Source organism: Enterococcus malodoratus, assembly GCF_027659535.1.
GTDB lineage: Bacteria > Bacillota > Bacilli > Lactobacillales > Enterococcaceae > Enterococcus_A > Enterococcus_A malodoratus.
On the sequence record NZ_JAQDPG010000012.1, the window covers coordinates 77256 to 103447 of the forward strand.

Annotated in this window: 34 protein-coding genes; 22 read left to right on the plus strand and 12 right to left on the minus strand. The window is 37.6% G+C overall.

Going from position 1 to position 26192, the window contains the following annotated elements; genetic code table 11:
• Positions 1–4 precede the first annotated feature (4 nt).
• The 8 genes from PGP85_RS17565 to PGP85_RS17600 all read left to right on the plus strand — a co-directional run bounded on the left by PGP85_RS17565 (position 5) and on the right by PGP85_RS17600 (position 8310).
• Positions 5–397, plus strand: coding sequence for an LPXTG cell wall anchor domain-containing protein (locus tag PGP85_RS17565; protein WP_270328668.1), 393 nt, complete (start codon positions 5–7; stop codon positions 395–397).
• Complete coding sequence (locus tag PGP85_RS17570) at positions 384–2819, plus strand: WxL domain-containing protein (RefSeq protein ID WP_270328669.1); 2436 nt, start codon at positions 384–386, stop codon at positions 2817–2819. Before PGP85_RS17565 ends, PGP85_RS17570 begins: the two co-directional genes overlap by 14 nt.
• Positions 2820–2988: 169 nt before the next feature.
• Positions 2989–3204, plus strand: a complete 216-nt coding sequence (locus PGP85_RS17575; RefSeq protein WP_178981164.1) for a hypothetical protein — start codon at positions 2989–2991, stop codon at positions 3202–3204.
• 76 nt (positions 3205–3280) lie between these two features.
• Complete coding sequence (locus PGP85_RS17580; protein ID WP_270328670.1) at positions 3281–4036, plus strand: hypothetical protein; 756 nt, start codon at positions 3281–3283, stop codon at positions 4034–4036.
• Positions 4037–4067: 31 nt separating this feature from the next.
• Positions 4068–4781 (plus strand): helix-turn-helix domain-containing protein, encoded by a 714-nt coding sequence (locus PGP85_RS17585; RefSeq protein WP_270328671.1) that lies wholly within the window; start codon positions 4068–4070, stop codon positions 4779–4781.
• Positions 4782–5230: 449 nt separating this feature from the next.
• The gene (locus PGP85_RS17590; RefSeq protein ID WP_270328672.1) at positions 5231–5815 is read left to right on the plus strand and encodes a hypothetical protein; all 585 of its coding nucleotides are present in this window, start codon (positions 5231–5233) and stop codon (positions 5813–5815) included.
• Between the two features lie 241 nt (positions 5816–6056).
• Entirely contained in the window at positions 6057–7250 is a 1194-nt protein-coding gene (gene arcA / locus PGP85_RS17595) for an arginine deiminase (RefSeq protein ID WP_270328673.1), read from the plus strand.
• A gap of 448 nt (positions 7251–7698) precedes the next feature.
• Positions 7699–8310 carry a DUF6287 domain-containing protein gene (locus PGP85_RS17600; RefSeq protein WP_270328676.1) on the plus strand — a complete coding sequence of 204 codons (612 nt, stop codon included), beginning with the start codon at positions 7699–7701 and terminating at the stop codon, positions 8308–8310.
• Between the two features lie 119 nt (positions 8311–8429).
• Here the strand turns inward: PGP85_RS17600 and PGP85_RS17605 are convergent, their stop codons facing one another.
• The 9 genes from PGP85_RS17605 to PGP85_RS17645 all read right to left on the minus strand — a co-directional run bounded on the left by PGP85_RS17605 (position 8430) and on the right by PGP85_RS17645 (position 14266).
• Positions 8430–8714 carry a hypothetical protein gene (locus tag PGP85_RS17605; RefSeq protein ID WP_270328677.1) on the minus strand — a complete coding sequence of 95 codons (285 nt, stop codon included), beginning with the start codon at positions 8712–8714 and terminating at the stop codon, positions 8430–8432.
• Positions 8715–8800: 86 nt separating this feature from the next.
• Complete coding sequence (locus PGP85_RS17610) at positions 8801–9043, minus strand: hypothetical protein (RefSeq protein ID WP_270328678.1); 243 nt, start codon at positions 9041–9043, stop codon at positions 8801–8803.
• 161 nt (positions 9044–9204) lie between these two features.
• Positions 9205–9816 (minus strand): Type 1 glutamine amidotransferase-like domain-containing protein, encoded by a 612-nt coding sequence (locus PGP85_RS17615; RefSeq protein WP_270328679.1) that lies wholly within the window; start codon positions 9814–9816, stop codon positions 9205–9207.
• A gap of 147 nt (positions 9817–9963) precedes the next feature.
• Positions 9964–10287, minus strand: a complete 324-nt coding sequence (locus PGP85_RS17620) for a carboxymuconolactone decarboxylase family protein (protein ID WP_270328680.1) — start codon at positions 10285–10287, stop codon at positions 9964–9966.
• A gap of 377 nt (positions 10288–10664) precedes the next feature.
• Entirely contained in the window at positions 10665–11327 is a 663-nt protein-coding gene (locus PGP85_RS17625; RefSeq protein ID WP_270328681.1) for a 5'-methylthioadenosine/S-adenosylhomocysteine nucleosidase, read from the minus strand.
• Positions 11328–11396: 69 nt separating this feature from the next.
• Entirely contained in the window at positions 11397–11804 is a 408-nt protein-coding gene (locus PGP85_RS17630; RefSeq protein WP_270328682.1) for a hypothetical protein, read from the minus strand.
• Between the two features lie 208 nt (positions 11805–12012).
• Positions 12013–12336 carry a tRNA-binding protein gene (locus PGP85_RS17635; RefSeq protein ID WP_270328683.1) on the minus strand — a complete coding sequence of 108 codons (324 nt, stop codon included), beginning with the start codon at positions 12334–12336 and terminating at the stop codon, positions 12013–12015.
• 496 nt (positions 12337–12832) lie between these two features.
• Positions 12833–13078, minus strand: coding sequence for a YgiT-type zinc finger protein (locus tag PGP85_RS17640; RefSeq protein WP_270328684.1), 246 nt, complete (start codon positions 13076–13078; stop codon positions 12833–12835).
• Positions 13079–13123: 45 nt separating this feature from the next.
• Complete coding sequence (locus PGP85_RS17645; RefSeq protein WP_270328685.1) at positions 13124–14266, minus strand: helix-turn-helix domain-containing protein; 1143 nt, start codon at positions 14264–14266, stop codon at positions 13124–13126.
• Positions 14267–14749: 483 nt separating this feature from the next.
• Between PGP85_RS17645 and PGP85_RS17650 the strand changes: the two genes are divergently transcribed.
• Entirely contained in the window at positions 14750–15103 is a 354-nt protein-coding gene (locus tag PGP85_RS17650) for a hypothetical protein (protein WP_270328686.1), read from the plus strand.
• A 137-nt stretch (positions 15104–15240) separates the two neighbouring features.
• Here the strand turns inward: PGP85_RS17650 and PGP85_RS17655 are convergent, their stop codons facing one another.
• A complete protein-coding gene (locus tag PGP85_RS17655) occupies positions 15241–15735 on the minus strand; it encodes a hypothetical protein (RefSeq protein ID WP_010742381.1) in 495 nt (164 codons plus the stop codon).
• 1225 nt (positions 15736–16960) lie between these two features.
• Complete coding sequence (locus PGP85_RS17660; protein WP_270328687.1) at positions 16961–17140, minus strand: hypothetical protein; 180 nt, start codon at positions 17138–17140, stop codon at positions 16961–16963.
• 302 nt (positions 17141–17442) lie between these two features.
• Between PGP85_RS17660 and PGP85_RS17665 the strand changes: the two genes are divergently transcribed.
• From PGP85_RS17665 to PGP85_RS17705, 9 genes are all read left to right on the plus strand, one after another.
• Positions 17443–17739: a WXG100 family type VII secretion target gene (locus tag PGP85_RS17665; protein ID WP_270328688.1), complete on the plus strand. Its 297-nt coding sequence runs from the start codon at positions 17443–17445 to the stop codon at positions 17737–17739.
• 60 nt (positions 17740–17799) lie between these two features.
• Complete coding sequence (locus PGP85_RS17670) at positions 17800–18246, plus strand: YwqH-like family protein (protein WP_270328689.1); 447 nt, start codon at positions 17800–17802, stop codon at positions 18244–18246.
• Positions 18247–18259: 13 nt separating this feature from the next.
• Complete coding sequence (locus PGP85_RS17675; protein ID WP_270328690.1) at positions 18260–18541, plus strand: hypothetical protein; 282 nt, start codon at positions 18260–18262, stop codon at positions 18539–18541.
• A gap of 6 nt (positions 18542–18547) precedes the next feature.
• Positions 18548–19192: a DUF4176 domain-containing protein gene (locus PGP85_RS17680; protein WP_270328691.1), complete on the plus strand. Its 645-nt coding sequence runs from the start codon at positions 18548–18550 to the stop codon at positions 19190–19192.
• A gap of 14 nt (positions 19193–19206) precedes the next feature.
• Positions 19207–20544 (plus strand): T7SS effector LXG polymorphic toxin, encoded by a 1338-nt coding sequence (locus PGP85_RS17685; RefSeq protein ID WP_270328725.1) that lies wholly within the window; start codon positions 19207–19209, stop codon positions 20542–20544.
• Positions 20545–20565: 21 nt separating this feature from the next.
• The gene (locus tag PGP85_RS17690; protein WP_270328692.1) at positions 20566–20838 is read left to right on the plus strand and encodes a colicin immunity domain-containing protein; all 273 of its coding nucleotides are present in this window, start codon (positions 20566–20568) and stop codon (positions 20836–20838) included.
• Between the two features lie 250 nt (positions 20839–21088).
• Positions 21089–21430 carry a DUF2185 domain-containing protein gene (locus tag PGP85_RS17695; RefSeq protein ID WP_270328693.1) on the plus strand — a complete coding sequence of 114 codons (342 nt, stop codon included), beginning with the start codon at positions 21089–21091 and terminating at the stop codon, positions 21428–21430.
• A 59-nt stretch (positions 21431–21489) separates the two neighbouring features.
• Positions 21490–21645 (plus strand): DUF2247 family protein, encoded by a 156-nt coding sequence (locus PGP85_RS17700; RefSeq protein WP_270328694.1) that lies wholly within the window; start codon positions 21490–21492, stop codon positions 21643–21645.
• A 617-nt stretch (positions 21646–22262) separates the two neighbouring features.
• Positions 22263–22799, plus strand: coding sequence for a hypothetical protein (locus PGP85_RS17705; RefSeq protein ID WP_270328695.1), 537 nt, complete (start codon positions 22263–22265; stop codon positions 22797–22799).
• 142 nt (positions 22800–22941) lie between these two features.
• On the opposite strand, the gene PGP85_RS17710 is transcribed toward PGP85_RS17705, so the two are convergent.
• Positions 22942–23709 (minus strand): DeoR/GlpR family DNA-binding transcription regulator, encoded by a 768-nt coding sequence (locus PGP85_RS17710; protein ID WP_010742371.1) that lies wholly within the window; start codon positions 23707–23709, stop codon positions 22942–22944.
• Between the two features lie 179 nt (positions 23710–23888).
• Between PGP85_RS17710 and rpiB the strand changes: the two genes are divergently transcribed.
• The 4 genes from rpiB to dhaM are packed head-to-tail and all read left to right on the plus strand — an operon-like array spanning position 23889 to position 26184.
• Complete coding sequence (gene rpiB, locus PGP85_RS17715) at positions 23889–24359, plus strand: ribose 5-phosphate isomerase B (RefSeq protein ID WP_010742370.1); 471 nt, start codon at positions 23889–23891, stop codon at positions 24357–24359.
• Positions 24356–25003, plus strand: a complete 648-nt coding sequence (gene fsa, locus PGP85_RS17720) for a fructose-6-phosphate aldolase (protein ID WP_090405868.1) — start codon at positions 24356–24358, stop codon at positions 25001–25003. Before rpiB ends, fsa begins: the two co-directional genes overlap by 4 nt.
• Positions 25004–25019: 16 nt before the next feature.
• On the plus strand, positions 25020–25802 hold the full coding sequence (locus PGP85_RS17725) for a triose-phosphate isomerase family protein (RefSeq protein ID WP_270328696.1): 783 nt from the start codon (positions 25020–25022) through the stop codon (positions 25800–25802).
• 1 nt (position 25803) lies between these two features.
• Positions 25804–26184 carry a dihydroxyacetone kinase phosphoryl donor subunit DhaM gene (dhaM, locus tag PGP85_RS17730; protein ID WP_270328697.1) on the plus strand — a complete coding sequence of 127 codons (381 nt, stop codon included), beginning with the start codon at positions 25804–25806 and terminating at the stop codon, positions 26182–26184.
• The last annotated feature ends 8 nt before the right edge of the window (positions 26185–26192 follow it).

Sequence of the window (26192 nt, forward strand, 5' to 3'; positions counted from 1 at the left end):
TTGTTTGGTAACTAGTGGGGCCTCAGTCTATGCAGCAAGTCAGACAACACAGAACCATGTAGGAGTTGGTTTTGTGGGTTCTACTAGTTCCAGTAGTATTACTTCATCTACGAGCAGCTCAAGTTCTACATCTAGTTCAGGCTCATCCAGCTCAAGTAGTATTGCACAAAGTTCATCTTCACTACCAGACACTAATAAAAAGGAAAATGGCTTTTTATGGTTAGGAAATGATGGTGGGGGATCAAGTGGTACGACACGGTATTATGCAGATGATAAATTGTTGCCGAGTACGGGGGAATTGGTTCATTTAGCGTTGCCATTTGCGGGTGTTTTCTTGCTTATGCTAGTTTTCTTCTATCTTAAAATGGAGAGGAGAAAACAGTATGAGGAGAAATAATTTAAGGAAGTGGCTAATTCCTATGATAACTATGTTGAGCATTTTTGCAGGAATCATGTTATTTCCACAAAAAAGTAATGCATGGTTAAGTGGTGTACCTGCTGAGGACCTATATATAGAGTTTGTAGATAATCAGGGGAATGAGATACCTATCTCAATGGGGCTAGAAGCAAGATATGTTTCTGCTAGAGGATTTAGTAGCGGAGGTGTGTCGACAATTAATACGCTCATAAGCGCTGTTCCATTATCAATCACCAAGACAGCGGGACAAAATCATTTTGCATTACATCTTCCAGCATTTAGTCAACCATCTACATCAATGGGAGATGTTTATATAGAGTTTGTATCAAGCTTAAAAATCAATACTCCATTGCCTTGTGTGAGACAGATCAATGCCTATCCTCCAATAGGAAGTACAGAGCCAAGAAAGGATACTTACCAGTGGACTACTATTTCTGAACTTTTTCCTCCTAACAGAACAACTCTTGCAACTATGGCTTTTACTCCAAGCAAAAACGCTGATGATACCTATTCTTTTACAAGGAGTTCTTCACATGTAATCGGAGGGTATTCTCATATTCTGTTTGGATACAAGGAGGTTGGTAATGCAGACGGGACTACTGTTTCTGGAGGGGCTCAATTTCATGGGCGTGATGGCGACACTATTAGATTTTATGTAACGTATTATCAAATTAAAGAAGTATTTGAAGATGAAAGTGGTGCCCTGATCCCCGCCCCTTCTGGATATACCAATGAGCGTTATGAAAATATTACAAATCAGCCATTTGGATACCAAATGGCAAATGCTTCCAACCTTCCTAAAACCTATACAGACTCGGGATTTATCTATACCTACAAAGGTTGGTATAAAGGAAAAGGAAATAAGGCAAGTATGGACGCTACACATCCGCCATCAATTGGGTTTAATGCATCATTGGTGAATGACACGCAAAATGAGGTCCATGTTGTTTATAATAAACGAGCTATAAGAAATCTTGATGAAGAGTACATTGATACAAGCTCTGCAACAATCGAACCATCCTGGAATAATATGGGGCAAACAAAAGCGGATGGTGATACTTTCACTCAAACACCTGCACCAACGAAAACAGATTCTAGTGGTACAGATTGGGAATATCAAGGATGGAAATTGGGGTCTGAACCCATGAGTGCAATGAAAACGACACCAGTCTCTCATGTCATTAGTGGAAACACGACAATCCAATATATCTACAAAAAGACAGAACATACAATTACTGAAAAATGGGTCGATCAAGCGGATGGTACAACCCTTGTACCCATGACAGGAAATCCTAAATCAAGCGGAATTGATGACAATGATCATTTCACAGGTTCTGCAACGACAACGATCACCGATTCAGGTGGTGGCATTTGGGATTTTGTTGGTTGGGAAAACAAGACAGATGCTGCGGGGATAGTAAACTCGTCCGCCTCTTATGCAGTTAACAATATTAAAGGAAATAAAGAAATTCTTTATCACTATCGAGCCCGAAATACCACTGCAACATTAGATTTGAACCCAACACCGCAAGTAACGGCTAGTGGCGGCTCGGTTTCTTGGAGTTCTAAGTTAACCAATACAGGAACATCGGCATTGAACAATTTGAAACTAAAAGCCACAAGCAACTGGGCTTCTGGTTTGTCTCACCCAACGCAAGTAACTGTAACTCCGGCTAGTGGTGCGCCTGTGAACTTTACGGTTTCGCCGGGGGCTTGGACGAGCGGATTCAATTTAGCAGGGGTCAGTATTCCAAATAGTGGACCGAATAACTATGCGGATATCACTTTTACAGATACCGCTATAGGTGCGGTGAACCAAGTATTGCCAGCTGAGATCGAGATTGATGGGAATATGGCAAGTCCGATGACGGCAGAAAACTTTGTCCGAATCGATGATCCAGATGAACCAAATTTGAAACCGACTGGTAGTGCTGGGTTGATCAACATTCCTGATTTCCGCTTTGGCGATGTGGAAGTAAAACCTTACGCGCAAACGAAAGGACTAGACAGCAGCTCGTATCAAGCTGGCTATGATCCATATATCCGTTATATGGATCAAGAAAGTCTAAGTGGTTGGTCGTTAACGACTAAACTAGGTCAATTTACCAGTGGTTCAAAAACATTGCCAACAACGACTACCATTCAATTGAAAAATGGTGATTTGAAAGAAGTGCAAAATTACAATAAACACAACGAATCATTATCTAGTATCAGTTCAGCAGGAAACAAGTCTATTCCTTCTGATAGTACAACCGTGGCATTAACGAATGGCGGAGCACAAGGAATCTATCAATTAGACTATTCGTTTAATGATGTTGAGCTGGATTTATTAGCTCATTCAGGTGTTGCTGGTTTAAGTTATACCGCAACAATGGATTGGACGTTAACCACTGCGCCATAAAGAAATGCCAGTCCAACTTTTCGCAGTTTATTTAAGTTTGAGTTGAATACTTTTTTTCGTACTAAATGAACTTACATGAGATTTAGTTGGATGGTATACGGTGTGAGAATCAAACTGATTTTTGTAAAAAATCAATTCCTTATTACGAACAAGGAGTGAGAGAGTAACTATGTACAATTATGTCTGGTTATCAGCGGGAATGGGCGTCATCGTGTTGTTTCTAGCAGTCTTTTTCTTAGTCAAAGATCTGGCTTTTTGTGAGCAGACAGGACAAAAGAAATTGACGTATTTATTAGCCAATTGGGGAATGTTTTTATTAGCCGTTGCGTGGGTCGTGTTGAGTATTAGTCTTTACGTCATGATCCAGCAACAATTAACTAACTAAACAAGACCGCTCGAGTAATCGGGCGGTTTATACATATCAAGTTGTTGTCTTAGATTCCATAAAAAAGAGGTGGAAAATGAATCGAATTTTGATCTTAACGAAGAATATTTCGGTTGAAAGCTATTTGCAGGAACAATTACAAAAATTAAACTACGAAGTGTTGGTGTCGGTTTCTATCTGGGAAAATTGGGAGAACTCTGGTAGAGTGGATCATTTCATGAAGTCGTTTCAATGGGTCTTTTTGAGTGAGACGATCTCAGATACTGAAGCGAAAGACTTTGGTGAGCAGTTTAGCACGGATTGTCTATTGAGAATCGTCGGCGAAGAACCAACGGAAGAGGCATCCGCAGAATGGAGCAACTGGCATATATTTGACTGGATTTTAGCCAGCACCTCTTTAGAAAGGCTGCGTGAAAAACTGATTCATAAGACATTGTTAAATCAAATCGAGTTCAGCAATGGTCAATTAGTTCAGCCGTTTTATGGCGACCAACCGCTATCGGACTTCAAGAAAAAGGCTTTTCCGCTTTATTTTTCGGACATTCATTTCACCAAATTGGAAAAAGGCATTATTAATCGGTTAATGGCGGCGGAAAATCTGTCACTAGCTCGTGATGAACTGTGTCACGGTTGGCGGTCGAAGAATCAAAATTCAAAACTAAGCCAATTGTCTTCTTCCGTCACTAAAATTCGAAAGAAAGTAGCAGAGGCCTATGGAATTGAAGATGCGGTAATGACGCTTTGGGGTGAAGGGTATCAATTAAACGCCTACTTCTATCAATGTTTGATGAAAGGCGAGTTTCGAAATTATCCCAAAAGCATCAGTATCTAAACTATGAACCAATCAGAAAGAAGGAATTCAAATGAGTCAGATCCTACTATTAACCAATAATCCAATGAACGAACCAGCTTTTGAAAAACGCCTGAGGCAACTAGGGCATGAAGTGTTTATCTCGAAAGAGTTAATTGACCTGTGTCTAGTAAAAGATGCCAACAACGAATTTATTAAGATGTTCCATCAGATCATTCTAAGCGAGACGTTGGCAAATGCGGAAGTGAAAGAACTCGTGCGGACTCTAAGTGCATATTCAATCCCAATCTTCCGAAAATCAGACGAGCGATTGCCTGAGACAGAGTTAGAAGAATGGAAAGAGCTTGGCGTAACCGAATGGATCGAGAGCCGTCCTTCAATCGAATCGCTAAGAGAAAAACTTAGCTGTAACAACATCAGAAAAGAAGGAAAGATCGTCTTCCTACCAAAATCTGAAGAGAAACGTCCTCTATCCGCTCTAACATTAAGCGGTGGCGAATTAAAATTGTTCCGCATTCTTTACGAGCAAGAAAAGCAAACTATCTCACGAGAAGAAATCTGCCTGCGGATGTGGAATAGACAGAAAAGTAACTCCAGCATGTCCCAACTATCGGTGATGGTAAAACATTTGAAAGATAAGTTAGCGAGTCAGCATATTCAAGGCCCGATTATCGAAACCTGTTGGGGAAGAGGATACCGGCTGGATGAAACAGTTTATGAGCAGGTCTATTTAGATGCAGATGAGTTGAAGTATGGGAATGATTAAGAAAGTACACAATTAATGCACCTAGCTGTCCTTGGAGATCTGAGGAGGGCGGGTGTTTTTTGATTTTGTATGGATTAAGTTAAAAATATGGGAATACGAATCGATTGTGGAAGATTATAAAGTTGATAAAATAGGCCATTAGCAATCAGGAACTAATTTTATTTAACCGTTTGGCTATATCATTCATACTACTTAGTCTCTTAGTCGAAAGTTCTTTGGATGTTCTTATCTTCAATATTTCCATCTTTCGTTGAAACATAGACAACTATCAAAAGATATAAAAACTACCTACGCAAAAAGTAGTGAAATGATTGCTATAAACTGAGTCAATTTCTTAATTTATCGATCGAAAAATAGGGTTCTTATCGCTTGAAATAAACTAGTCGCGCTAGATTTCTTCGTTGTATAATGAGGGCGAGAACAACTGTTTTGCCGAGGAGGATGAAAAGGTGAGAGTGGAATATCAAAAAACTCAACTATTTTATGGCGACTATCGCCCGGGTCGCGTGATTTGGATCACTCTGTTGAATGGACTGAAGGTCTTAAAGTTTAATCTATTGGATCAGGCTGGGAATATTCTATACCGTCTTGAACTAAAATATGATGAAGATGAAGACGAGATAATCTACAATAGAATCACTTATGAGGCAATTACCAATGAACAAATAGATGATATTCAAGAAATTCTTGCGCGAAATGATCCCTATTATGATTGGTACGCCGATGATAAAGAGGACAATCTAAAGAATTTTGGCTGTGACATCATGCTATTTGATGATAATAAAAAACATTCATTGGAAACTGGTGATGTGGTGGTCATTTATGATATTTACTCAAGGTATGAAGGAGAAGAAGGGAATGAACTATCTGATAGGGAGTTCTATGATTCGGGGACGATAACTAGAACGGAGATCGAAAGCGAGTTGGTTCATAAGCTTTTGGAGCACAAGGAATGGGATACGATCGAAATGAAGATTTTCGAAGGTGGTCAGATGTATAGTTATCTGTTGGCGTTTGAAGATCGGGATGAATGAGTGGGACTTGCTTAAGACTCCAGAATAAAGCGTTAAAAGATCATAAAGATTCTGAGTTTTTCAGATGAACAGGGTACTTTATAAAAAAGAGTCTTTCGAGGCTCTTTTCTTTTTGACACAGCAGGGAACTTGGAATATCAGAAATTCCCATTTATACTTCTATTAGGCATTCTTTTTTGAGTACCGAATATCATGCCTGTAATTGAGAGCGCGTACACATTGAGAGGAAGGGGAAGAATTTATGAATAAACCAATCCATGTTTTTTCGGAAATCGGTCCATTGAAACAGGTGCTTCTGCATCGGCCTGGACAGGAGCTGGAAAACTTGATGCCCGATTATTTGGAGCAGCTGTTGTTTGACGACATCCCATTTCTTAATCAAGCGAGAATGGAGCACGATTTATTTGCGGATACCCTTCGGTCAAAAGGTGTTGATGTTCTTTACTTAGAAGATTTAGCTGCGGAATCCTTAACCAGTGACAGCATCAAGCAGGAATTTTTGCAGGAGTATTTAGATGAAGCGGTCATCACTGATGCTGATATACGCAAAGAAATTACTGGGTATTTTTCAGCGATTAAAGACAATCGCGTGTTTATTGATCATACGATGGCAGGGTTGAAACGAAATCAGCTATCTAGCAGAGTGGATGAAACTTCACCATTTTATATTGACCCAATGCCGAACTTGTATTTTACCCGTGATCCTTTCTCGACAATCGGAAGCAGCATCGCACTGAACAAAATGTATGCCGAAACCCGTCGCAGAGAGACCTTATATGCAAAGTATATCTTCAACCATCATCCCATGTTTGTGAAGAATCCTGTGAATCTGTTGTACGATCGTGAAGACAGTACGAGACTGGAAGGCGGCGATGTGCTAGTGCTTTCCAGTAAGGTGTTAGCTGTTGGAATCTCTCAAAGAACGGATATGGAATCCATCAAAAAATTAGCCGCCCGCATTTTTGAAGCAGAGCCAAGCTTTGAACAGGTACTGGCCTTCAATATTGGTGAAGAACGGAAATTTATGCACCTAGACACCGTCTTTACGATGGTGGATCAGGATAAATTTACGATTCATCCAGAGATCGAAGGGGACTTAGTGGTCTACTCGCTGATCAAAGCCAATCAAAAAGTGACAATCAGTGAAGAAAAGGATACGTTAGAAAATATTTTGTGCCGCTATCTTGATCTGCCCGCTGTCGAACTAATTCGCTGCGGTGGCAACGATATCACCGCAGCTGCTCGTGAGCAATGGAACGATGGCGCGAACACCTTAGCAATCGCTCCCGGCGAAGTGATCGTCTATGACCGTAATACAATCACGAATAAGAAATTAAAAGAAGCCGGCGTCAAAATAAATACAATCCCAGGAAGCGAGCTCGTTCGCGGCCGCGGCGGCCCACGCTGTATGAGTATGCCGTTTGTTAGAGAGTAGTTGAGGGTTTGATAGGGTCGTCATATAGAAGAGGAAAATAGGTTATAGCCATTTTAGAAAGCTTACTTAGCATAGACAATCAACAAGATATTCTGATTTATTGTCAGATAAAACTTAATAAACTGATAAAAGAATTTTTAGTCCAAACGAGATGACCGAGTAACTTGGCATCTCGTTTTTTGTTTGGACGATAGACTAGTGAGTTAAGATGTTCGTGGTTCGATCATTGAAACCTGTTCGTGAAAAGTGGGATTAGATGCATGAGATGATTTTTGGGCTTTTTAATCGATGAATGCATTGGCTAGTGTCGCTTAATCATTTGACTAATGATTGACTAGATCCACAAAAAAGGCGCAACAACTAATGAGAAGAAATCTTTCGAAATTAAGGGTTGTGATACAATAAAAGGGATTAAGGAAGAACTGAAAAATAATTAGGAGGGGAAGAAATGAAGTATTTAAAATTTCTTTTACTAGCATCACTTACGGGAACAATATTGGTAGGCTGTACAAATAATTCTCCAAAAACTACAGACAGTTCAAAAGAAAAAAGTAGTCAAGTAAGTTCTAGCTCGGCTATGGAATCCACTGAAAGTAGCAGCAAAACGACTAGTTCAACGTCAGCAGAATCTCACACTGCTGCTACAAATAGTTCAGAGAAACAAAACGTTACGACTGGATTGGTGGAAGATGCTATATTGAATAACGATTATAGTTCTTTGAATGGAACTTGGACAAATTCAAATGGCTACCAATTAACATTCAATAATGGTTCAGTCACTTTATCTGGTGAAGGAGTTGGTGGGGCAACAGAATTTTCATTAAGCAAACCAGAAAAACAGAGCAACGTAATCTTCCTGTCGTTTGATCCGGCTCCTGCACCTAATGGAATGAACTTAATGCTTGCTTTGAAGGGAACCAGTCCATCTGAGGGGATAGATGTAGATGGAACTGACTCAAATTACGATCGAATTATCATGGGAAACAACGGCGGAACAACGCTGTTTGCTACTAAGGAAAATGGCGGTATTCCAGATACGGCGTATTACAGAGAAAAATAATAGGATAAATGAATAATACTCACCTTTACGGATGGAGCAGAACCTGATTTTATTGCATCAAGAAAAGAAAAGAAGCAGCCTACAATAAAATGTAGGCTGCTTCTTTGGGTGAACTTAAGTTAGCTTCTTGCTTGCGTACTGGCAAAATAATTATCGATATAGTCCTTTATTGTTTCAAAATCCTTTTCCATAAATAAGACTGCCGGTACTTCGATTATTGGAAGATCATTCTCATTTTTAAAAGGAGTAAATGGCACAGGAACTACCAAATAATCAACGGAGTCTTTATCTCGAAGATAGTTAAGGGAAACGTCGTAATCCTTAGAAAAATACTCTTTCAGAAACTCCGTGTCAGCGAATAATGAACCGAAGTTGACAGTTAATACAAAGCATATTTTTTTCATGATGAATTCTCCCTAAAACTTTAAGAAAACTCTTCGTTCATTAACGGAAGACTAGGGCAACTCTTGAGGTTTATTGTGGAAATCAATTACCCCAAGCTAACCAAATCAAGGATTCCAGCAACAATCAAAAGCGTACCAAGCAGGACATTTATGATAAATCCGATTTTATTATTGGTGTTTAAGCCATTCCCAAAATTCATATATTTAGGGATAAAAACTCTTTTATCTGAAGTAAAATAAACCCCTTGTAATTGTTTGTTTTTCAATAGTTGTGGCACTTTAGCCAACGGCCAGATCAGTACTAATAGACCTAAAATCAATTCAATCATTATCGGCACCTCGCAATATAGTTTTATCTGGATTCATTCTAGCACTTCATTACTCGATAAGAAAGAGTAGGGAAGTTAATTAAGGTACGAGCTGGGATAACTCCATTTTTAAACAAAAAAAAGCTGCAGGAAAACCTGCAGCTAGAGATCAAAACCATATTTTAGATAACCGTCAAAGAGGTGTCTTTTACTATAAGCGCCTCACTGTTAGTAAGTGGGATCATGTCATTTATTTTATCGTATTTGTTGAAGATATCGATAGTGATTTGAGAAAATGGCTCTTCTTTATAGTGTGGAAGCGGGGAATAGGGAATCAAATTTAGTCCGGTATATGAATTCAGAGTAGGAGCTTTAGATTTGTCATCCATCTGAGAAGCGTAGTCGATATTCTCGGAAGTGATTACGGCGCCAGCGGACTCACCGATGTAAATTTTACCTGCGTTTATTTTAGAAAGTAGCACTTCAAATGCCCCAGATGCTTTCAATTGTTCCAACAAATAAAAGGTATTGCCGCCTGAGATATAAATGAAATCATTTTTTTCGAGAGTGTTGGCGATCGTGGAGCTGTTTTCAGTTGAAATGTCCAATACATCTACGCTGAAATTCAAATTTTCAAATACTTGTTTAGCCTCATCAACAAAAAAATCGACCTCTTCAACTAAGCTTGCCGTGGGGATAAAAGTAACCCGCCTCTCATTAGGGAAATCCTTGAGATAATTCGTAAATTTTTCGGCTACATCTGAAAATGATGAAGATAAGAACATATTAATCATAAAAAAACTCCCTCCGATTCAATTTAATTAACATGATAGCAGTAGTCTGAATCTTAGTCAAACGTACGTTCGTTTTTTGCGTTTCGACAAATAGGAAAATAAGTAGTGCTAATTGGAAGTATCAAGTAAAAAAACTCCTAACTATTGTTAGGAGTTTAACGATTCATTTACGTCGTAAGCTTCAACGGCTATCGGCAGGGCGTTGATGACTTCATTTCCAACGGCAGGAAGGCCGATTAAGATTGCACTGATCACTTCTTCTCTAGACGCACCAGATTTTTTTGCCAGCATAACGTGGAATGGGATACCACTCGTTTTTCCTGTTGCCGCAAGGACCGCGAGATAAGATAAATGATTTGTTTTATCCTCCAGTGCACTTAAATCACCCCAAGTTTTTACTAATTGACCAAAAGCCTGTTGATGTTCAGGAGCATCTTTTGCAAATGATTCGAACGAGCTGCTTAATTTCATATGATATCCTCCATTTTTTCAATGATTATACCATTTAGTTTTTAGTCTGTTAACGGAGGAAATAGAGTAGCTCGGGGAAATGGTTTTGAAAAGACCTTGTACACGTTTCAGAATCGTCAATTCCTCTCTAAAATCCATATTGGTATCTGTAATAGATATCAAACCTAAAAGTTCATAGTCGAGTAGTCCATCAATGATTAGTGATCTTTTGATGCGTTACAAAATACTCTAGACATATTCCTAAATTTATACGTGTAATAAAAGAATGTCGCCTCCAAGAAATATTTATAAAAACTTTTTCCTGTTTTTGAACATCATCTTGAGCGACCTAAATACATACAGAAAGAAAAACATGAATGAACCCTAAATAAAAAAGCTTAGTCGATTTTATAGATTAAGCATATGATATCAAAAATTTTTGTCATCAATTCTTTTTGCCTCATTTCTCCGATAGTAACCGCCTGAGAATCAGCCTTGTCAGAAACAACACGTATGGATAAAAAGCGAACCCTATTTAAAAAGCAGCATTGAGCTATCGAGGCTGATTCCATGTCAACGCAGTCAATATGAAAGTCATTAATTAATGCGTTTCTTTGTTCAGAAGTAGTGACGAAACCTTCACCTGTACCAAAAGTACCTATCTTTAATGTTGAATCATGGGATGAAAATGAATGAATGACATGATTATCTGCTTCGAAAAAGAGTTGATAAGGGAATTTGAGCTGTGATTGCTTTTTACGAATGTCGTAATGACAATATTTCTTCCCAAGAAAAATGTCTGATAAAGAAGAGTTAGAAGATATACCGCCACAAATACCGATATTTAGAATCAACTCTGGAGCGAATTTGTCAATCAATACCTGGGTGTAAATGGAACTATTCGTTTTACCTTGCCCAGAGCAGAGCAAAATGAATTGATGATCGTTTTGAGTTGAAACAGAGAATTTTTTCCCTAGGTATTCGAATGTTTCTATAGGAGATAAGCGTTCTATCAAGGGTTGAATTTCCAATTCCATCGCGGAAATAATTCCAATTTTCAAAATAGTACCTCCATAAAATTTAATAAAAGTGAGGTTCCAACATAATATGGAAGGTAGAACCGCCCGAGCTTAAAGAATTTGCAACAATAGAAGTACTCCCACCGCCAAAATCATTATGCTGAATATGGATAGAAAGATTATTTTACCGTATTTATTTCGAAGGGAACGTGATTGGATAATCCCGACAACTGAAAAGATACCGATAAAAGTAAACAGCCCATTAAAAACGATCGGGTAATAATTAAGCGGCAGAGGGGTATAAATAGCGATAAATGGGAATAAGAAAACTGCTCCTACCATTGATAAAATAGCAAAAACGATAAAAAGCAGAAGCTTTACTGTTCTATCCTTAATAAGAATCGCCATGGCAGTACCACCAAAAATACTGATAAGAATTGAAGATAAGCCAAATAAAAGGATTGGAATAATCAAAGCAGTAAGGATCAAAGGAAATAGTATTAGTACTAAATGAAACATCAGATCACTCCTTTTCGTTTCAATTTTATCATATTTAGAAAACTGTTTTCTTCAAAAATATCAAGAAAAGTGACTATGTAATTGAGAATGAAATGAATATGAGTATCAGTGTACCATCGAACTGGAGTAGATCCAAATTGAAAAAGTTCAGTAATCCGACGAAAAAAGACCACTTATCCGAAAACAAGTGGTCCAATCAAAATTCATTTTAAAATATTTTGCTTCCGTCTTTCACTTTGCCCAAAGAGGTTAATAGAATACAGCCATCTTCAGTATCACTGCCTAGTATTCTAATCTCACTTTTGACATCGCCAATTCGGATGGGTTCAAAGCTGCATACACAAACAACTTGTTTGCCGATAATTTCTTCTGGCTCATAGTTAGTCAGCTGTGCAGAACTTGTTTTAGTACCAAATTCTCCTAAATCAACCGTCACTTTATAAGCCGGTTTTCTGGCTCTTTTATTCAAGGAAACGGCGGTAATCGTACCAACTCTCATGTCAACTTCGTCAAATTGTTCCAACGTAATCATAATTTTCCTCCTAATAGTCATTTATATAAATAGTACCATAAATGCAGTCCTGAAAAAGAACGGTAGAGAATAAGCGTACTGTTTTGAAGAAATCAAATGAATGAAAGCACAAAAAAACGAACTAGATCAGCTAGCTCGTTTTAGTATTACGCTCATTTTTGACTTCAAAAAAGATACTTACCAACAATAATGAAGTTGAAAAACCTTTAGCAAATTCCAACGCCGAACTATTCCAAAAACTCGCCAGGAAAAAGAAGAATATACAAGGAGCAATTGAAAACTTGAAAAAAGCATCATAATTTTTAATCAAAAGACTCACATCCTTTTTATCCTATTATAGCAAATGAAGAGAGGCTGAATATTAGATAAATTATTTATGTTAACCACGCTTATCACACATAAAAAAGGCCCCAATTATGAGGCCATAGATTTTAAATTATTAATGTTAAGTTTTTCCGATAAAGCAGGAGTAATGGGTATAAAACGAATCCCGATATTACTTCGATAATTTCCCCGCCATAATACCAATGCCACTTAGTTTGTCGAAATCTAGGGTGGCCTCTTTGCATTTTTTTGCGCTCTTATACACTAGGGCAGCGGTGATACTGTCAACTACCTGCGCTTCGCAGTTTGGGCAAATAGAACTAGGTATATTCACCACTTCAACGGTACTTTCTTTACCGGGAGCCTCCATTTTTGTTGTTGAATCCTTCATCTCTTTTTTACAGTTGGCACAGTACATAATAAGAACCTCCTAAGTTTGATTTGACTGATTTTTGGTGTCGCGTCAGTCTCGCAGCAATACGTTTAATTTGTCGACCAGCCGTTCGTAACGCGGCAAGTCAGACAGCACAGAGAACACCGGATTTTCCAGCACCGCACTAACAATTTCACGCTTCATGGCCCGCTCATCGCGAGGCAGCACTGGCATGATAATAGAACCTCCCGACATCTGCCTTTCTCTGGCTTCTTTGATTAATGGAAAAAAGTCGTCGGACTCTATGCCAAGCGGAAAAATAGGCTCCGAAGCAAGCAGGGTATAGTTTTCCAACATCGTAAGGGCTTTGTCATTGTCTTTAAGGTTCAGGTATCCCAGCGCGGCCGTCATATAGAAAGATAGAACCGGTAAAGGAAAAAGGGATCGTATCTTAAAAATATCCTCTAAAGCTAGTGTGCGTTGACAAATTGCTTCAAATTCTTCGGCATTATCGGAGCAGATGGAAAGGTGCGATGTGATCTCATAAAAAAGAGTGATCACAGCATCAAAAACACTACCTTGCGATATGATCTTGGCCTCCATTTGATTGCCAAGCATTTGGTGTGCCTGGGATAACAGTGTCCCGATGGATGGTTGCGGCTCATGCCTGTTTTCTTTTTCCAATAGTGCGACGATGTTTTGCGGATTGTCACACATCATTTCGCAAAGAGCTTCACTTTGAAGGGCGAGCCTCCTCAGTTCGATGTTTTCGGACAACTCTTTTACACGTACAAATAGCGCTTTTGCTTCAGCAATTATGGTGTTTTTTTGAGCCTCATTTTCTGCTTCGGGAGCGTAGTTGAGTAAAAGAATTGCGATTTGATAGAGCAGTGAAGAGCAAGCATAGTATTTCTTGGCAATGACGCGGCAGCGTTCCAACACTTCATCCAGTGGTTTTGCGGCAAATTCATCGATTAACTTTGTATAGAGTGCACGAATTTCTTCATCCGTCAATTGTGGTTCATAGCCCATCAGTTCATCCAGACTGATATTAAAATAGGCGGCAAGCTGTGGTAGAAAATGGACATCGGGATAGCTGTTTCCCGTTTCCCACTTTGAGACAGAGGCTTTGGACACGCCTATGAAACTTGCCAATTCTTCCTGCGTAACACCTTTTTCTTTTCGCTTGCGAGCAATATTTTCAGCTATATGGATCTCTTTCGTAGTGATCACCTCTATTCTTTTTTATCTTAAATTAATTATACTGAACCTGAAGGAGCGTATTCAATGGATTTGTGGTTAACTTTGAGCTGATAAATCAACCTCTAGGAAACTTGAAGGGACAATTTTATATGACATATTTTGATAATTGCTAGGAGAAAAGTTAAGAGGTGCGTATTGAAATAGAAGCTGGTAGAACAGGAGAGGCAACAGTCAGAAGGAAACTACGGAGTAACCTCTGTAAATGATGAAGAGGTTGATGGAAATTATGTGGAATTATGATTGATGTCGATTAAGATTTACTTTGCTTTTGAAAGTAAAAGATCAGCTAACCACGCCAATAGCAGAGTACTAGTTTCTATATTTGTTGAAAAGAATTAATCAGCATAAGTATCGAGTCTGTAATAAAAAAAATAAATTAAATTGAGACTAATTGCTGTTATGGAAAATGTTAAAGACCAAACTGTCAGACTTAATGTAAAGGAATAGTGTTCTATGGGATTTTCACCGTTGAAAGTGGTATTTAACAAAGTAATTATAAAAGTGGAAATCAAAGCAACAATTGTCAAAATATCTTTATTAGATTCAATAATAAACTTCATCTTCACTCTATTTTTCTTTAAAGCGATTTTAAAAATAATGAGAGTTATCAAGTTAGATATAGTTCCAAAAATTATGATTAATGCAACAAGTAGTAAGAAAGTTTCTTTTGTCAAAATTGTGGTTGATCCAGCCGATTTTATAAATACAGTAAGCGTGATCCAAAATGTTAGTAAACTACTAGCAATGACAAAAAGAAATCCGGATAAAACGGTAAGTAAAGCCTTTCTTTTATCCATTTTCACTTAAATCACCTCGAATTAAGAATACTATAGAAAAACTAATCTCACAATAAGTAGATGGAAGACAAATCTTTAATCAACTAACTCAGCCTATCAAAGACAAAATAAAGAGAGCCTAAAAGACTCTCTAGAGTGTTGTGAAATTTAACTTAAATTAATAATAAAAAAGTCAATTTCAATATCAAATGTTACCTTTCCTGGCGAATAATTTGTCAATTCAAAGTTAACATCATGAAGTTGTGGCACACCAAGCTCTCTAGGTAGTGCCATAGTTATTTGAGGTAATTGAAAACCAGAATCATAGGAGAAAGATTCTTGATTATACCAAGGATCATCAGAACCTAACACAGAAATTTTCATGTGCTTCATTTCGTAATCATTAGAAATAACTCTGAAAGAAGTTCGTGCAGATTGCCCATCATAAACAACATATCCAAACTTTCTAGATATCTTAAACGATTCACCGTTATCGAGAGTCACTTTGGTTTTATAAGGCGTCGCTAATGGAGATATTTCAGATTGTATACTTGATTTAGCAACTTGTGGTTCTGGTTGGCTTTCAGCAGCACTAACTGAAATTGGGGACATTACATTAACAAACAGTATACCTAATAATGAAAAATTAAAAATCTTTTTCATAATAAAAAACTCCTTTTATTTTTAAAGATATTTTATCATTTAATAAAAATAAAATATATACAAAATGTGATTTAAAATAAAATAATCAAATATTAAATAATATATTTGCGAAATGAATTTTAGACATATTGCAAAAATGATTGAGAAAAATACGGAAAGTCAACTAACCGAAGCAATTATATAGAAAAAGACCACCGCAATATGAGGCGGCAGTCCAAGCTAGGTAAGGGAAACTTGTCAGTAGTTTACCTAGCACACACATAGGTTGTCTATTTTCCGATAGACTTATAAATTTTAGCAATATAGAACTATAGTTTTCAACCGCGAACGGTAGCAAGGAGGAAAAATGATTAAGATAATTCTGTATTCAATGGATGGATAAGTTCTTTGAAGAGGAGACAGATTATATAAAAGACTGCTTGTAGTGATTATAGTAAAAGGGAGAAATATTTAGTAAAGATAGAGCGATGGGGAAGAATAAGCAACGTTAATTGGAGCTATCAAGTAAAAAAGACTCTCTATTCGGAGTCTTTACAAATTTTTTTTCTGTCTTTCAAGTTACTCGAAATAGTAATTCCTGTGATCATTCCACATGAGGCTATTGCAATCCACCAAATAGCCACGATAGGTATTAATTGACGTGTTTTCAAATTCATCACCCCGCTTTTAAGTATGCAGCATTAACTGAAATTGAACAAGTTAAAAAAAGAGAATTGATTACATTAACTGGATCTATGAAAGAAAAATGTCGTCCCAAAAGTTAGTTATTTTCGATGAGAGTTAATACTCATATTGTGTACTTGATTATTCTATTAATTATATTGGTCTCGAGTTAAACTTGGCAACAATCTAATGAGTAGTTCGGTGACCGGCGAAAATACATAGTATAAAACACACAAAAACCGCTGCATTTAGGGGGCAGCGGTTAATGAAAATGAACTAGGAGTTTTTAATAGAGTGTTAGTTTAAGAAAGAGACTTAGCTCACAAATAATAGTAACAAACTGAAAAAGAGTGTCAACCGCGAACGGTACCTAAATAATAATTTTGCTTATCAAATAGTATGCAAACAATAAAAAAAGTCACAATTAAGCAGTAGAATTTAAACTAATTTATGAAAATTTCCGTTTAGCAGCTATTTGACCGATGAATGTAATACCGACAGTATCGCGAATGACCCTACGGAAAACTAGCCAATCACATGTCTCGTAGAAAAAAGCAATCATCTAATGACTGCCTTTTAAAAAAGGATTAATTGCCTCTGTAAGGGTATCTGAAAACAAAATTATAGTGATGCTCAATAGGGATAGAAAGAAGTTGAAACCTAGAAAGACCGCATTAACAATACCAACAATTATTCCGATATAAAAGAATACATTTGGTTTGATAGAGCTCGTCCATTTCATAAGAAATCCTCCTTTTATCTAAGTGTACCTTATGCAAGGGGCTAGTGGAATAAGATCTTGGGACTAATTAAATGTCCATTTATCAGCATATTTCTATAACTGGAAATGAGAAATGAATAGTAATGTACTTATCTTTCTTTGGAAAAATAAGGAACGGATGCTCATTTTGGAGGTCAATCATTGTAACTAATGATTGGCTTATTCGTCGTATACGCAACTTTTTTTCGTATCCGATGAACTTTGATCCGTAGCTTCAAAAGTAGGTTATCTTTAGGTACAACATATACTAGGAGGAATTATTAATGGCAGGAGCAATTACAGTCACACCCGAACAGCTGAAATCTGAGGCGAAGGTCTATCAACAAGCCTCAGCACAAATCGAGGACGCGATTCGCAAAGTCAACTCAATGAATCAAACGATCGCCCAACAATGGCAAGGTGAAGCGTTCCGTGCATACTTGGAACAATACAATCAATTAGAAGGTAACGTAAAACAAATGGAAGAATTACTAGAAAGTATTTTCGGACAATTAACCAAATACGCGGATACTGTAGCAGAACGCGACCGCCAAGATGCTGGATCATTCGGCTTAAACTAATAGAAAAACAGAGCATCAGTACACTTGTGCTGGTGCTTTTTTCAAAAAGGAGAGGTTTGCATGAGCGATGCAGCTAAAGAAGCACGAATCAAACAAGCAGAAGCAAAGGAACGTGCCGCACTTCAACAACAGCGAAAATTAAATGAAGTCAATGCGAACAAGAAGATTCTAGATGAGAAGATTGAACGATTAGAAAAGGCGAAAAGTGAGTTAACAACGGCGGTTTCTTCACTGACTAGTTTTAGTTCGAGTGTCACATCTGAGTTGAAATCGATTGACTCTGGGGCATTCAAAGGGACTCGTCGAGATAAATATGATTCCAAGGTCGGAGATGTAGCGACTAAGCTGACAGAACTCGCAGATAAGCACAAAGAGAACCAAGAGACCATTGATAAAAAAATGACCGAACTAAAAGAGAATTCTCAACGATTAGGTATGTCAATCGGCTCTCTGAGTTCAAGTATTGCGAATTTAACAGCTCAAGCACACAGTTTAAGAGCTCAATAATAGGAGGAAGAGCATGGCAAAAGCAGGAGTTGGTGTAAAAGGTGGTTGGTCTGGGGATGTTTCCAAAGCTGGGAGTTCTGCTGGCAACATTGGCAAAGTGGAATCAGTCACTTTTGGTCAAACAAACCTATCACCGTTTACTCAATTTACCGAGATGATTTCTGAAATCAACAGTTCTCTCGCTAGTTATAAGGGAATGGCTGAACAAGATGTGAGCAAAATGATCAAGGCTGGAGAGAACAAAGCAAGAGATGATAAAGCTGGAGCATCCAGCATGAAAATTGTTGGGAAGTGATAAGCGATGAATCAGAGAAGAGAATTGTGGCAACAGGTTTGTACCGAAGAAAATTTGGAGATGGATAATCTGGAAGAACTGCACAACATGGGGCTTTTTTTAGGCAGTCAGCCCGTGTTGTTTCGAAATATTAATTTGGCTTTCTTTCAAGAGAAAAAGGATTATGACTATAAGCCAACTATTGGTGCCCGACTTCAAGTGAGCTTTGATCACGAGAATCAGCAGGTAAAAATTGCCCGAACCCCTATAGAAATCTCTTTGAGTTTCGAGCAATACTTAACTTATATGGGATTGATTGATGCGGTTTTTAGTGAGATATACCCTACAGGCACGGTAATCGAATTGAATGAAGAACTGCTTTCTGATGAGTTGAAGCAGATGTTTACTGACAGTGAGTTGGGACTTTCAGTGTTGATTCACGGGTGGAGACTTCCTTTTGAAGATTCGACGGCTTGCATTGATTACGTCGCATCACTTTGGCCTTTTGGTATGATGCCGGGAACGGAACCAATTTATGTGACGAATCTGATGATCAAACGAGTCATTTCATCGGGGATGACAAATGAGTATGAAGAGCAGTTTGTTTTTGAAGTTTTGAGGAAGCAATGGATCGAAGAAGGCAACCGTTCATATCTATATAAAGTGAGGTGATCAAATTGAAAATAGTGATGTCTGAAGTGACAGCTGCCAAAACGAGTATTGAATCTTCCAAATCGAAACTCCAAGGACAAATCAATAGTGCTAAAAATTCTTGGAAAGGTGTTGTAGGCAGTGATGGGTTATCAGGATCAGTCAAAACAGCGATTGATGCGGAGATCAATAATTACCAAATGCCGTTGTTAACGAATTATTATGATGCGATGCATCAATTATCGGCAGAATTTACCAAAGCTGTTGCCGACTTCAAGTCAACCGTGAAAGAGAGCAGCGGTTCTGCTATTATTGATACAGATGCATTAACAACGGCAGAAAGTAAATTTTCTGATCAATTAAGCAAATTTACAGAAATCGAATCCAAGTTTAAAACAGTCTATAGCTCGATCAGTGATCTTGTATCTGTCAGTGAAGTATCAGGTTCAGGATTTACTGAAGAGATGGAGAAAACAAAAAAGGTTTTAACCAACACGAAAACATGGATGGCAACCTTCAATGGAAAGAAATCCAGTAAAGCGATTAGCAGTATTCTTTCTCAGCAAAAAGCACAGATTAATAGTCTTAAAAGTGTCACAGGATTAAGCTACACTGATCCGAAATCATTAGCGATTTATCAAAACAAAGCGTTTAAGAAAAAAGTGAGTAAACAACATGCATCAGTCAAAGAGTTTGAAAAGAAGAAGCTGGAAGCAGAGAGACGTGAGATGTTAAAGAAACATCCAGCAATCTTAGCGATCCATGGACAATTGGATAAAGGATATCATGCCAAAATAGCAAATGAAATCAACAGTAATAATTACAAGAAAAAGAAGCCAAAGAAAGAAAAAATTGTTTTAGTCAAAGCGACAGATTCTGATTTGGAGAAATTTAGCAAATATAGAAAACTTTCAAAGCTGGGCATTCACCCTCATACAGGAAAGAAACTGACTAAAGAAGAAGCAAAATGGTACAATTATGCTGGTTGGGCAATGCCAATTCAAGGGGCAGTGGGTCAAGCAGCAGGAGCGGTTGCATGGAAAAAAGTCGGGGATTATAATTCCGCACCTGTTAAGAAAGCCAGTGGGGATAGATCTACTGGGAAGGATATATTTAACTATACAGATAAAGTAAATGAACACATGAATAACCCAGATAGAGCAGTTCCAGCTCAAACCCTGAAAGAAGCTATTAACGGTGGAACCCCGATGCCCGACCCAAGGGGTTCTAGAGCAACAATGTATTATAGCGAAATATACATTAATGGAAAAAAATATAATTTTGAAGTACTTTACGATCAAGAAACAAATACCATTTATCATTTTAAATATGGGAGAAGGTCATTAGGTCCATTGCCCGCAGTTCCAAAATGATAATGATGGAGGAATAGTATTATGACAAAAAGAGAACAACTATATTATTTATTAAATGGGCTCCATGATGGAATAATAGATATTAATAACTTTACAAATCAGTTTATGAAGATCTTCGATTTAGAAATCGATTATGATGAGTTGTCAAAAAAAGAATACGAAATTTTTGGCAATGTGTCTGATATGGCAGCTAGATTTTCTGATAGTACAGAAGACTTGAAATTGCCAAATGTTTATTTTAGTGAACAACAAATTAGAGAAAAAGTCACTCAAGCATTAGCAGAATTGGCATAAACCATAATTAAGCATAAAAGGGCTGCATCATAAGACTGCTAATTAAGTAGTAGAATCTTGAGTAGTAAAAATAAACTTACTACTCAAGGTGTCAATAGCAAATAAAAGCTAGAGATATTTATTGTACAAAAATAAAAGAAGAAATAACTGAGGATATCCAATAAAGCTATGATTTGGTAAATCAAGTTTAGATTATCCAAATGAAAAATTATTGGAAAAAAGGATCTGAAAAAAATAAGGGGGTTTGAAAATGCAAATATGTAATTCCGATTATGGCGGCTTTGTTGTTTCAAAGAACGTGTTGGACGGAAAACCGATTCGTTATACCTTTAGAGAAGAATCAACAATAAAGCAGTTGAATGGTTGGACTGCTTATTCAGCATATGATGATGAAGAGTACGTAAATAATTCAACTAATTTTGAAATTGTCGAAGCTAATACAATGTTCAAAATCGCTCCAGTAATGGCCGAAATTTTTGTTGCCCCATATGGTACGGATTTATGTTGGCTTTATGAGAAAAATATCCATACAGGTTTTTACGACTTGACCAATGAAAAAGAAGTAAGCATTGAGCAAATAGTACAAAGCTAGTCATCAGAGTTTTGATTGGAAAACGCAATAAACTTCTTCAAAAACACGAGGTGGAAGTATTGGATTTAATAGATTTGAAAGAAAAAATAGCTTATAGCTGGAAGACCATATATGTTGGAGTTATTCAAAACTATTTTGAACCAAAGATTATTTCTGACTACGCTGTAGAACTAGGCGAATTAGCATCTGACTTTTCCGATATAAATAATGAATGAAGATAAAAATTAATGGACAGATGAAGCTGTAGAAAATGCTCCAGATTGGGAAGAGTTCAGGAAAATGGGATTAGAGCTGTTGTTATCTTTAGGATATTAAAATCGATAATCGTAAATATATTGGGATATTATTATCTAAATCGTCAAAGCTTAATGAGAAAAATTTCGATACTTTAGAAACTAATATAAGTATTAAGTCTAGGATCGACTTCATTTTTTCTCAAATGGAAATTTGAACTATTTATTATCATCATGAAGCCAAATCATCCTTAGTTGATGATTTGGCTATTTTTCATTCTGGAGAAAAGGTATCGATACAACTTATCAAGTATGTTCGTCAAAATGGCAAGTTTTTGAATCAAACCAACATCCAATAACTATACAGAAAGTAAAGAAAACTGATATTTAATTTCTAGTAGTTTTTTAAAAACTGGACTCAAAAACGCTGATATATCGGGCTATATCATCATTTTTCTGTCGTATTATCCTGATTTACTGACATCATTTATCGTTGTATACTATAGTTGTTCAAATATTCACAATTTTATATCTTAAATTTTGATACCAATGATATTTCCTAAGTAAATTGCCCATAAGTTGATAGGAGGTAACATTCAATGAAAGATGTAAGTAAATTGAAGAATTTTTGCCTTGTAGTTTTTATTGTTGTAGCAGTTAGCGTTGTACTTGGTGGTTGCAGTCAGCAGAATGCCAAAGTAATAAATGAAAGCACTCAATCTAGCCTTAAAGATAATCGAGCTGCGCCAACGGATAAGACTAATTTGGATGGATTAAACAAAGAAATAGATCGAGTTTTGCAGTTCAATAAAGAGCAAAATGAGGGTTCAGATTTTAAGTTTATTCGGAAGATTGTAGTTGAGAAGGACAACACATTGACAATATACGTAATGGATCAATTTGCTATTTTTCAGTCGACGAGAAAAAGAAGAAAAATAATCAATACTGCTCAAAGGCTTGCAATACCAATTGCTGGATACCATTTAAATTTATTGGAGGATAAGGATGCATTAGGACTTCCCACCAAAGTTACTTTAGAAAGTGGATTAGAAGGAAAATCCCTCAAGGATAACAATTTTGATTTTACGTGGGATAATTTGCATATAGATAGTCACTCTAAAAAAGAGACTGAGTAAATGAAAAGTAGAATTTGTTTCATACAGATCCCAATTCTACCCGAATGATCTAGAATTCATTTCCACCAAAAAACTAAGGCATTCCTTTCAATCCAAAGGAATGCCTTAGTTTTTTGTTTAATAAAATATACATTAACAAGCCTTATATGATAGGCACGATCTTTTCGTATTCTGATTTCAATTCAAAGAGCAGGTCGTTGTCGGTGATTATTTTTGAAAGCTTCGAGAGTTCGCCAAATTTAACGATTGAATTTTTTTCAAATTTGGTGTGATCGATAAGAGCGAAGGTTTGGCGCGCGTAGTCGATCAGCTCGGTCTTTAGCTCGGATTCATAAATACTGAAGTCGGATAGGCCATCATCGATGGAGACGGCATAGCTTGAAGTAAAGAATTTATCGATCGTAAATTTTTTTACGATATCTAATCCCAAGGTTCCTTCGATGGCGTTTGAGCCTCTTTTTACGACGCCGCCAATAATGATTACGTTAAAAAAAGGAGATTCTTTTAAGAGATTGGCGGTTCGAAGTCCATGGGTCAAAATGGTCAGGTTCATTGATTCTGAAAGAAGCAGCTTGGCTACTTCATAGCAGGTGGAAGAAGCGTCTAGAACGATACAATCACCGTCATCTATAAAATTGATCGCTTTTTGAGCGATTATTTTTTTTTCGTCATTGTTTTTGTTTTTGCGATTATCATAAAGTTTTTCAATGCTTAATTCCTGTGTTTCTTGTTCTGCTCGGATCGCACCGCCATGTGTTCGAATCAACAAGTGATTCTCGGCAAGCGCGTTTAAATCCGCTCGAATCGTTGGTGCAGAGACGTTAAACTTAGCGACTAATTCTTCGACAGTAATGTTTCCTGTTTTTTCAATCATATTTAGGATGATCTGCTGGCGCTGTTTAATAAACATGTTATCCTCTCCATTCCTATCTGCATTATACATGATTTGCTCAAATAATCAATAACGAAACTTTCGTTTGCTTTCGTAAATAATTATTTAACTTTCGAAATGTTTTGTTTCGTTGACTATGAATGTTTCGAAAGCTATTATAACCGTGTAATCAAAGAAAATGAAAGAAGGAACCCTAGATGAAAGTTGCAATTGGTTGTGATGATAACGCGCTGCAGTTGAAAGAAGCAATAAAAGATTATTTAGATGAAAAAGGCTATGAAGTTGTAGATTACGGGATTTACGAGCAAGCACCTGCAGATTATCCAAAAGTTGCCTTTAAAGCAGCAAAAGGAATTTTGAATGGTGAAGCAGAAAGAGGCATTCTGTTTTGCGGAACTGGAATCGGGATGGCTCTTGCGGCCAACAAAGTAAAAGGAATCAGAGCGGCTCAAACCCATGATGCTTACTCAGCTCAACGTGCTGAATTAAGTAATCATGCCCAAATTATTACGATCGGGGCTCAAGTAGTTGGGATCGAGTTAGCCAAAGTGATCGTTTCAAATTACTTAGATCAGCATTTTACTACTGAAGGCCGAGGCAAAAATTCAGCAAGAAAGATCGATGAAATTACGACGATTGAAACAGAACAAGGAGTGGAAGAAAAATGAAATTTTTTCTAGATACTGCCAATATTGATGAAATTAAACGAATCAATGTCTTAGGATTAGTGGATGGCGTGACGACCAATCCGACCATTATCTCTCGTGAGGGAAAGGATTTTGAGACGGTAATTAAAGAAATCGCTCAGCTTGTTGACGGACCTGTCAGTGCGGAAGTTGTTTCACTGGATACTGAAGGAATGGTGGATGAGGCGCGGAAGATTTCTAAATGGGCCGATAATATCGTTGTAAAAATTCCGCTAACGGAAGCAGGATTAGCAGCGGTTCATATCCTTTCAAAAGAAAATATCAAAACGAATGTCACGTTGATCTTCTCAGTTGCACAAGGTCTGATGGCCGCAAAAGCTGGAGCGACTTTTGTCAGTCCGTTTGTTGGCCGCTTGGATGATACTGGAACAGATGGCGTAAAAGTAGTCGCGGATCTGAAAAAAGTCTTCCGCGAATATGGCTACAAATCAGAGATCATCGCGGCAAGTATTCGAACGATTGGTCATGTTGAAGCGGTAGCTGCTGTAGGTTCGGACATTGCGACGATTCCAGGATCATTGTTTTCAAAACTATGGACGCATCCACTGACAACGAATGGCATTACTCAATTTATGAAGGATTGGGAAAATTTCAAGAGTAAATAAGTTTAGGAGAGAAATTATGAAAAAAGCGATTGTTGGCATGAGCTTGAAAAATTATATCAATCTCCCAGAAGAAAGTGTGAAGTTGGCCTCAGCGATTCAGTCAGTCGCTGAGGAGCACACTCAAGAGGCTGAAATATTTATCCTGCCGAGTATAGGTACCCTGGAGAGTGTTGCCGAGCAATTATCTAATACAAAGTTAGGCTTCGGCGCGCAAAATATTTCCCCTAAAAGCAACGGTGCGTATACTGGCGAGTATTCAATCGAAACGTTAGACGCGATTGGCGGACAGTACGTAGAAATCGGTCATTTTGAAAGAAGAAACTATTTTAACGAGACCGACGCCATGATCAAACAAAAGGTTGAACTAAGCTTATCCTTCGGAATGACGGCTATCTTATGTGTTGGTGAAAGAGATGAGAACCTCACTTACAGCGAACTTTATACGTTTCTCGAGGGGCAGCTGGTTGGCGCGCTTCAAAATATCAACGTTGAAGATGCGGATAAGCTGATTATTGCCTATGAACCGGGTTGGTCAATTGGAAAAGAACAGGCGGCGCCTAATAGCCATGTATGGAAGACGCATGAGATCATCTACACGATTCTCAAAAACAATTTCGACGATATAGTTGCAAATTCGATCAGATTGATCTATGGTGGCTCAGTATCAAAAGAAAATGCCTACGAAATAACTAAATCGGATCACGTAGATGGAGTGTTTGTTGGCCGGTTTGGCCACAAGCCAGAAAATTTTGAAACTATTGTGAAAGCGGTTTTAAAAAATAAAGCAAAGGGTGGATGACATGAAAGGAATATTGTTAGTGTCTCATAGTCAGAAAATCACTGACGGACTGAAAGAGATGATTGAAGAGATGGTATCAGAATCAAGTCCAGTCCGACTTCTTTCTTTGGGCGGTACAGAGGATCAACGCCTAGGGACAAGTGCGATGAAGATTCTTGATGGCATTTATGCATGTAAAGATTGTGAGGACATTTTTATTTTTTGCGATATCGGAAGCGCTATCATGAGTGCTGAAGTTGCGATCGAAATGTTGGAGGAGCCTATAAAGGAAAAAGTGTCATTGGTTAATGCGCCGTTAATTGAGGGAGCCTTTGCGGCTGCTATTCAAGCTTCGATCGGCGATTCCAAGGAAAACATTTTTCTGGAACTATCAAAAATCTAAGGAGATGA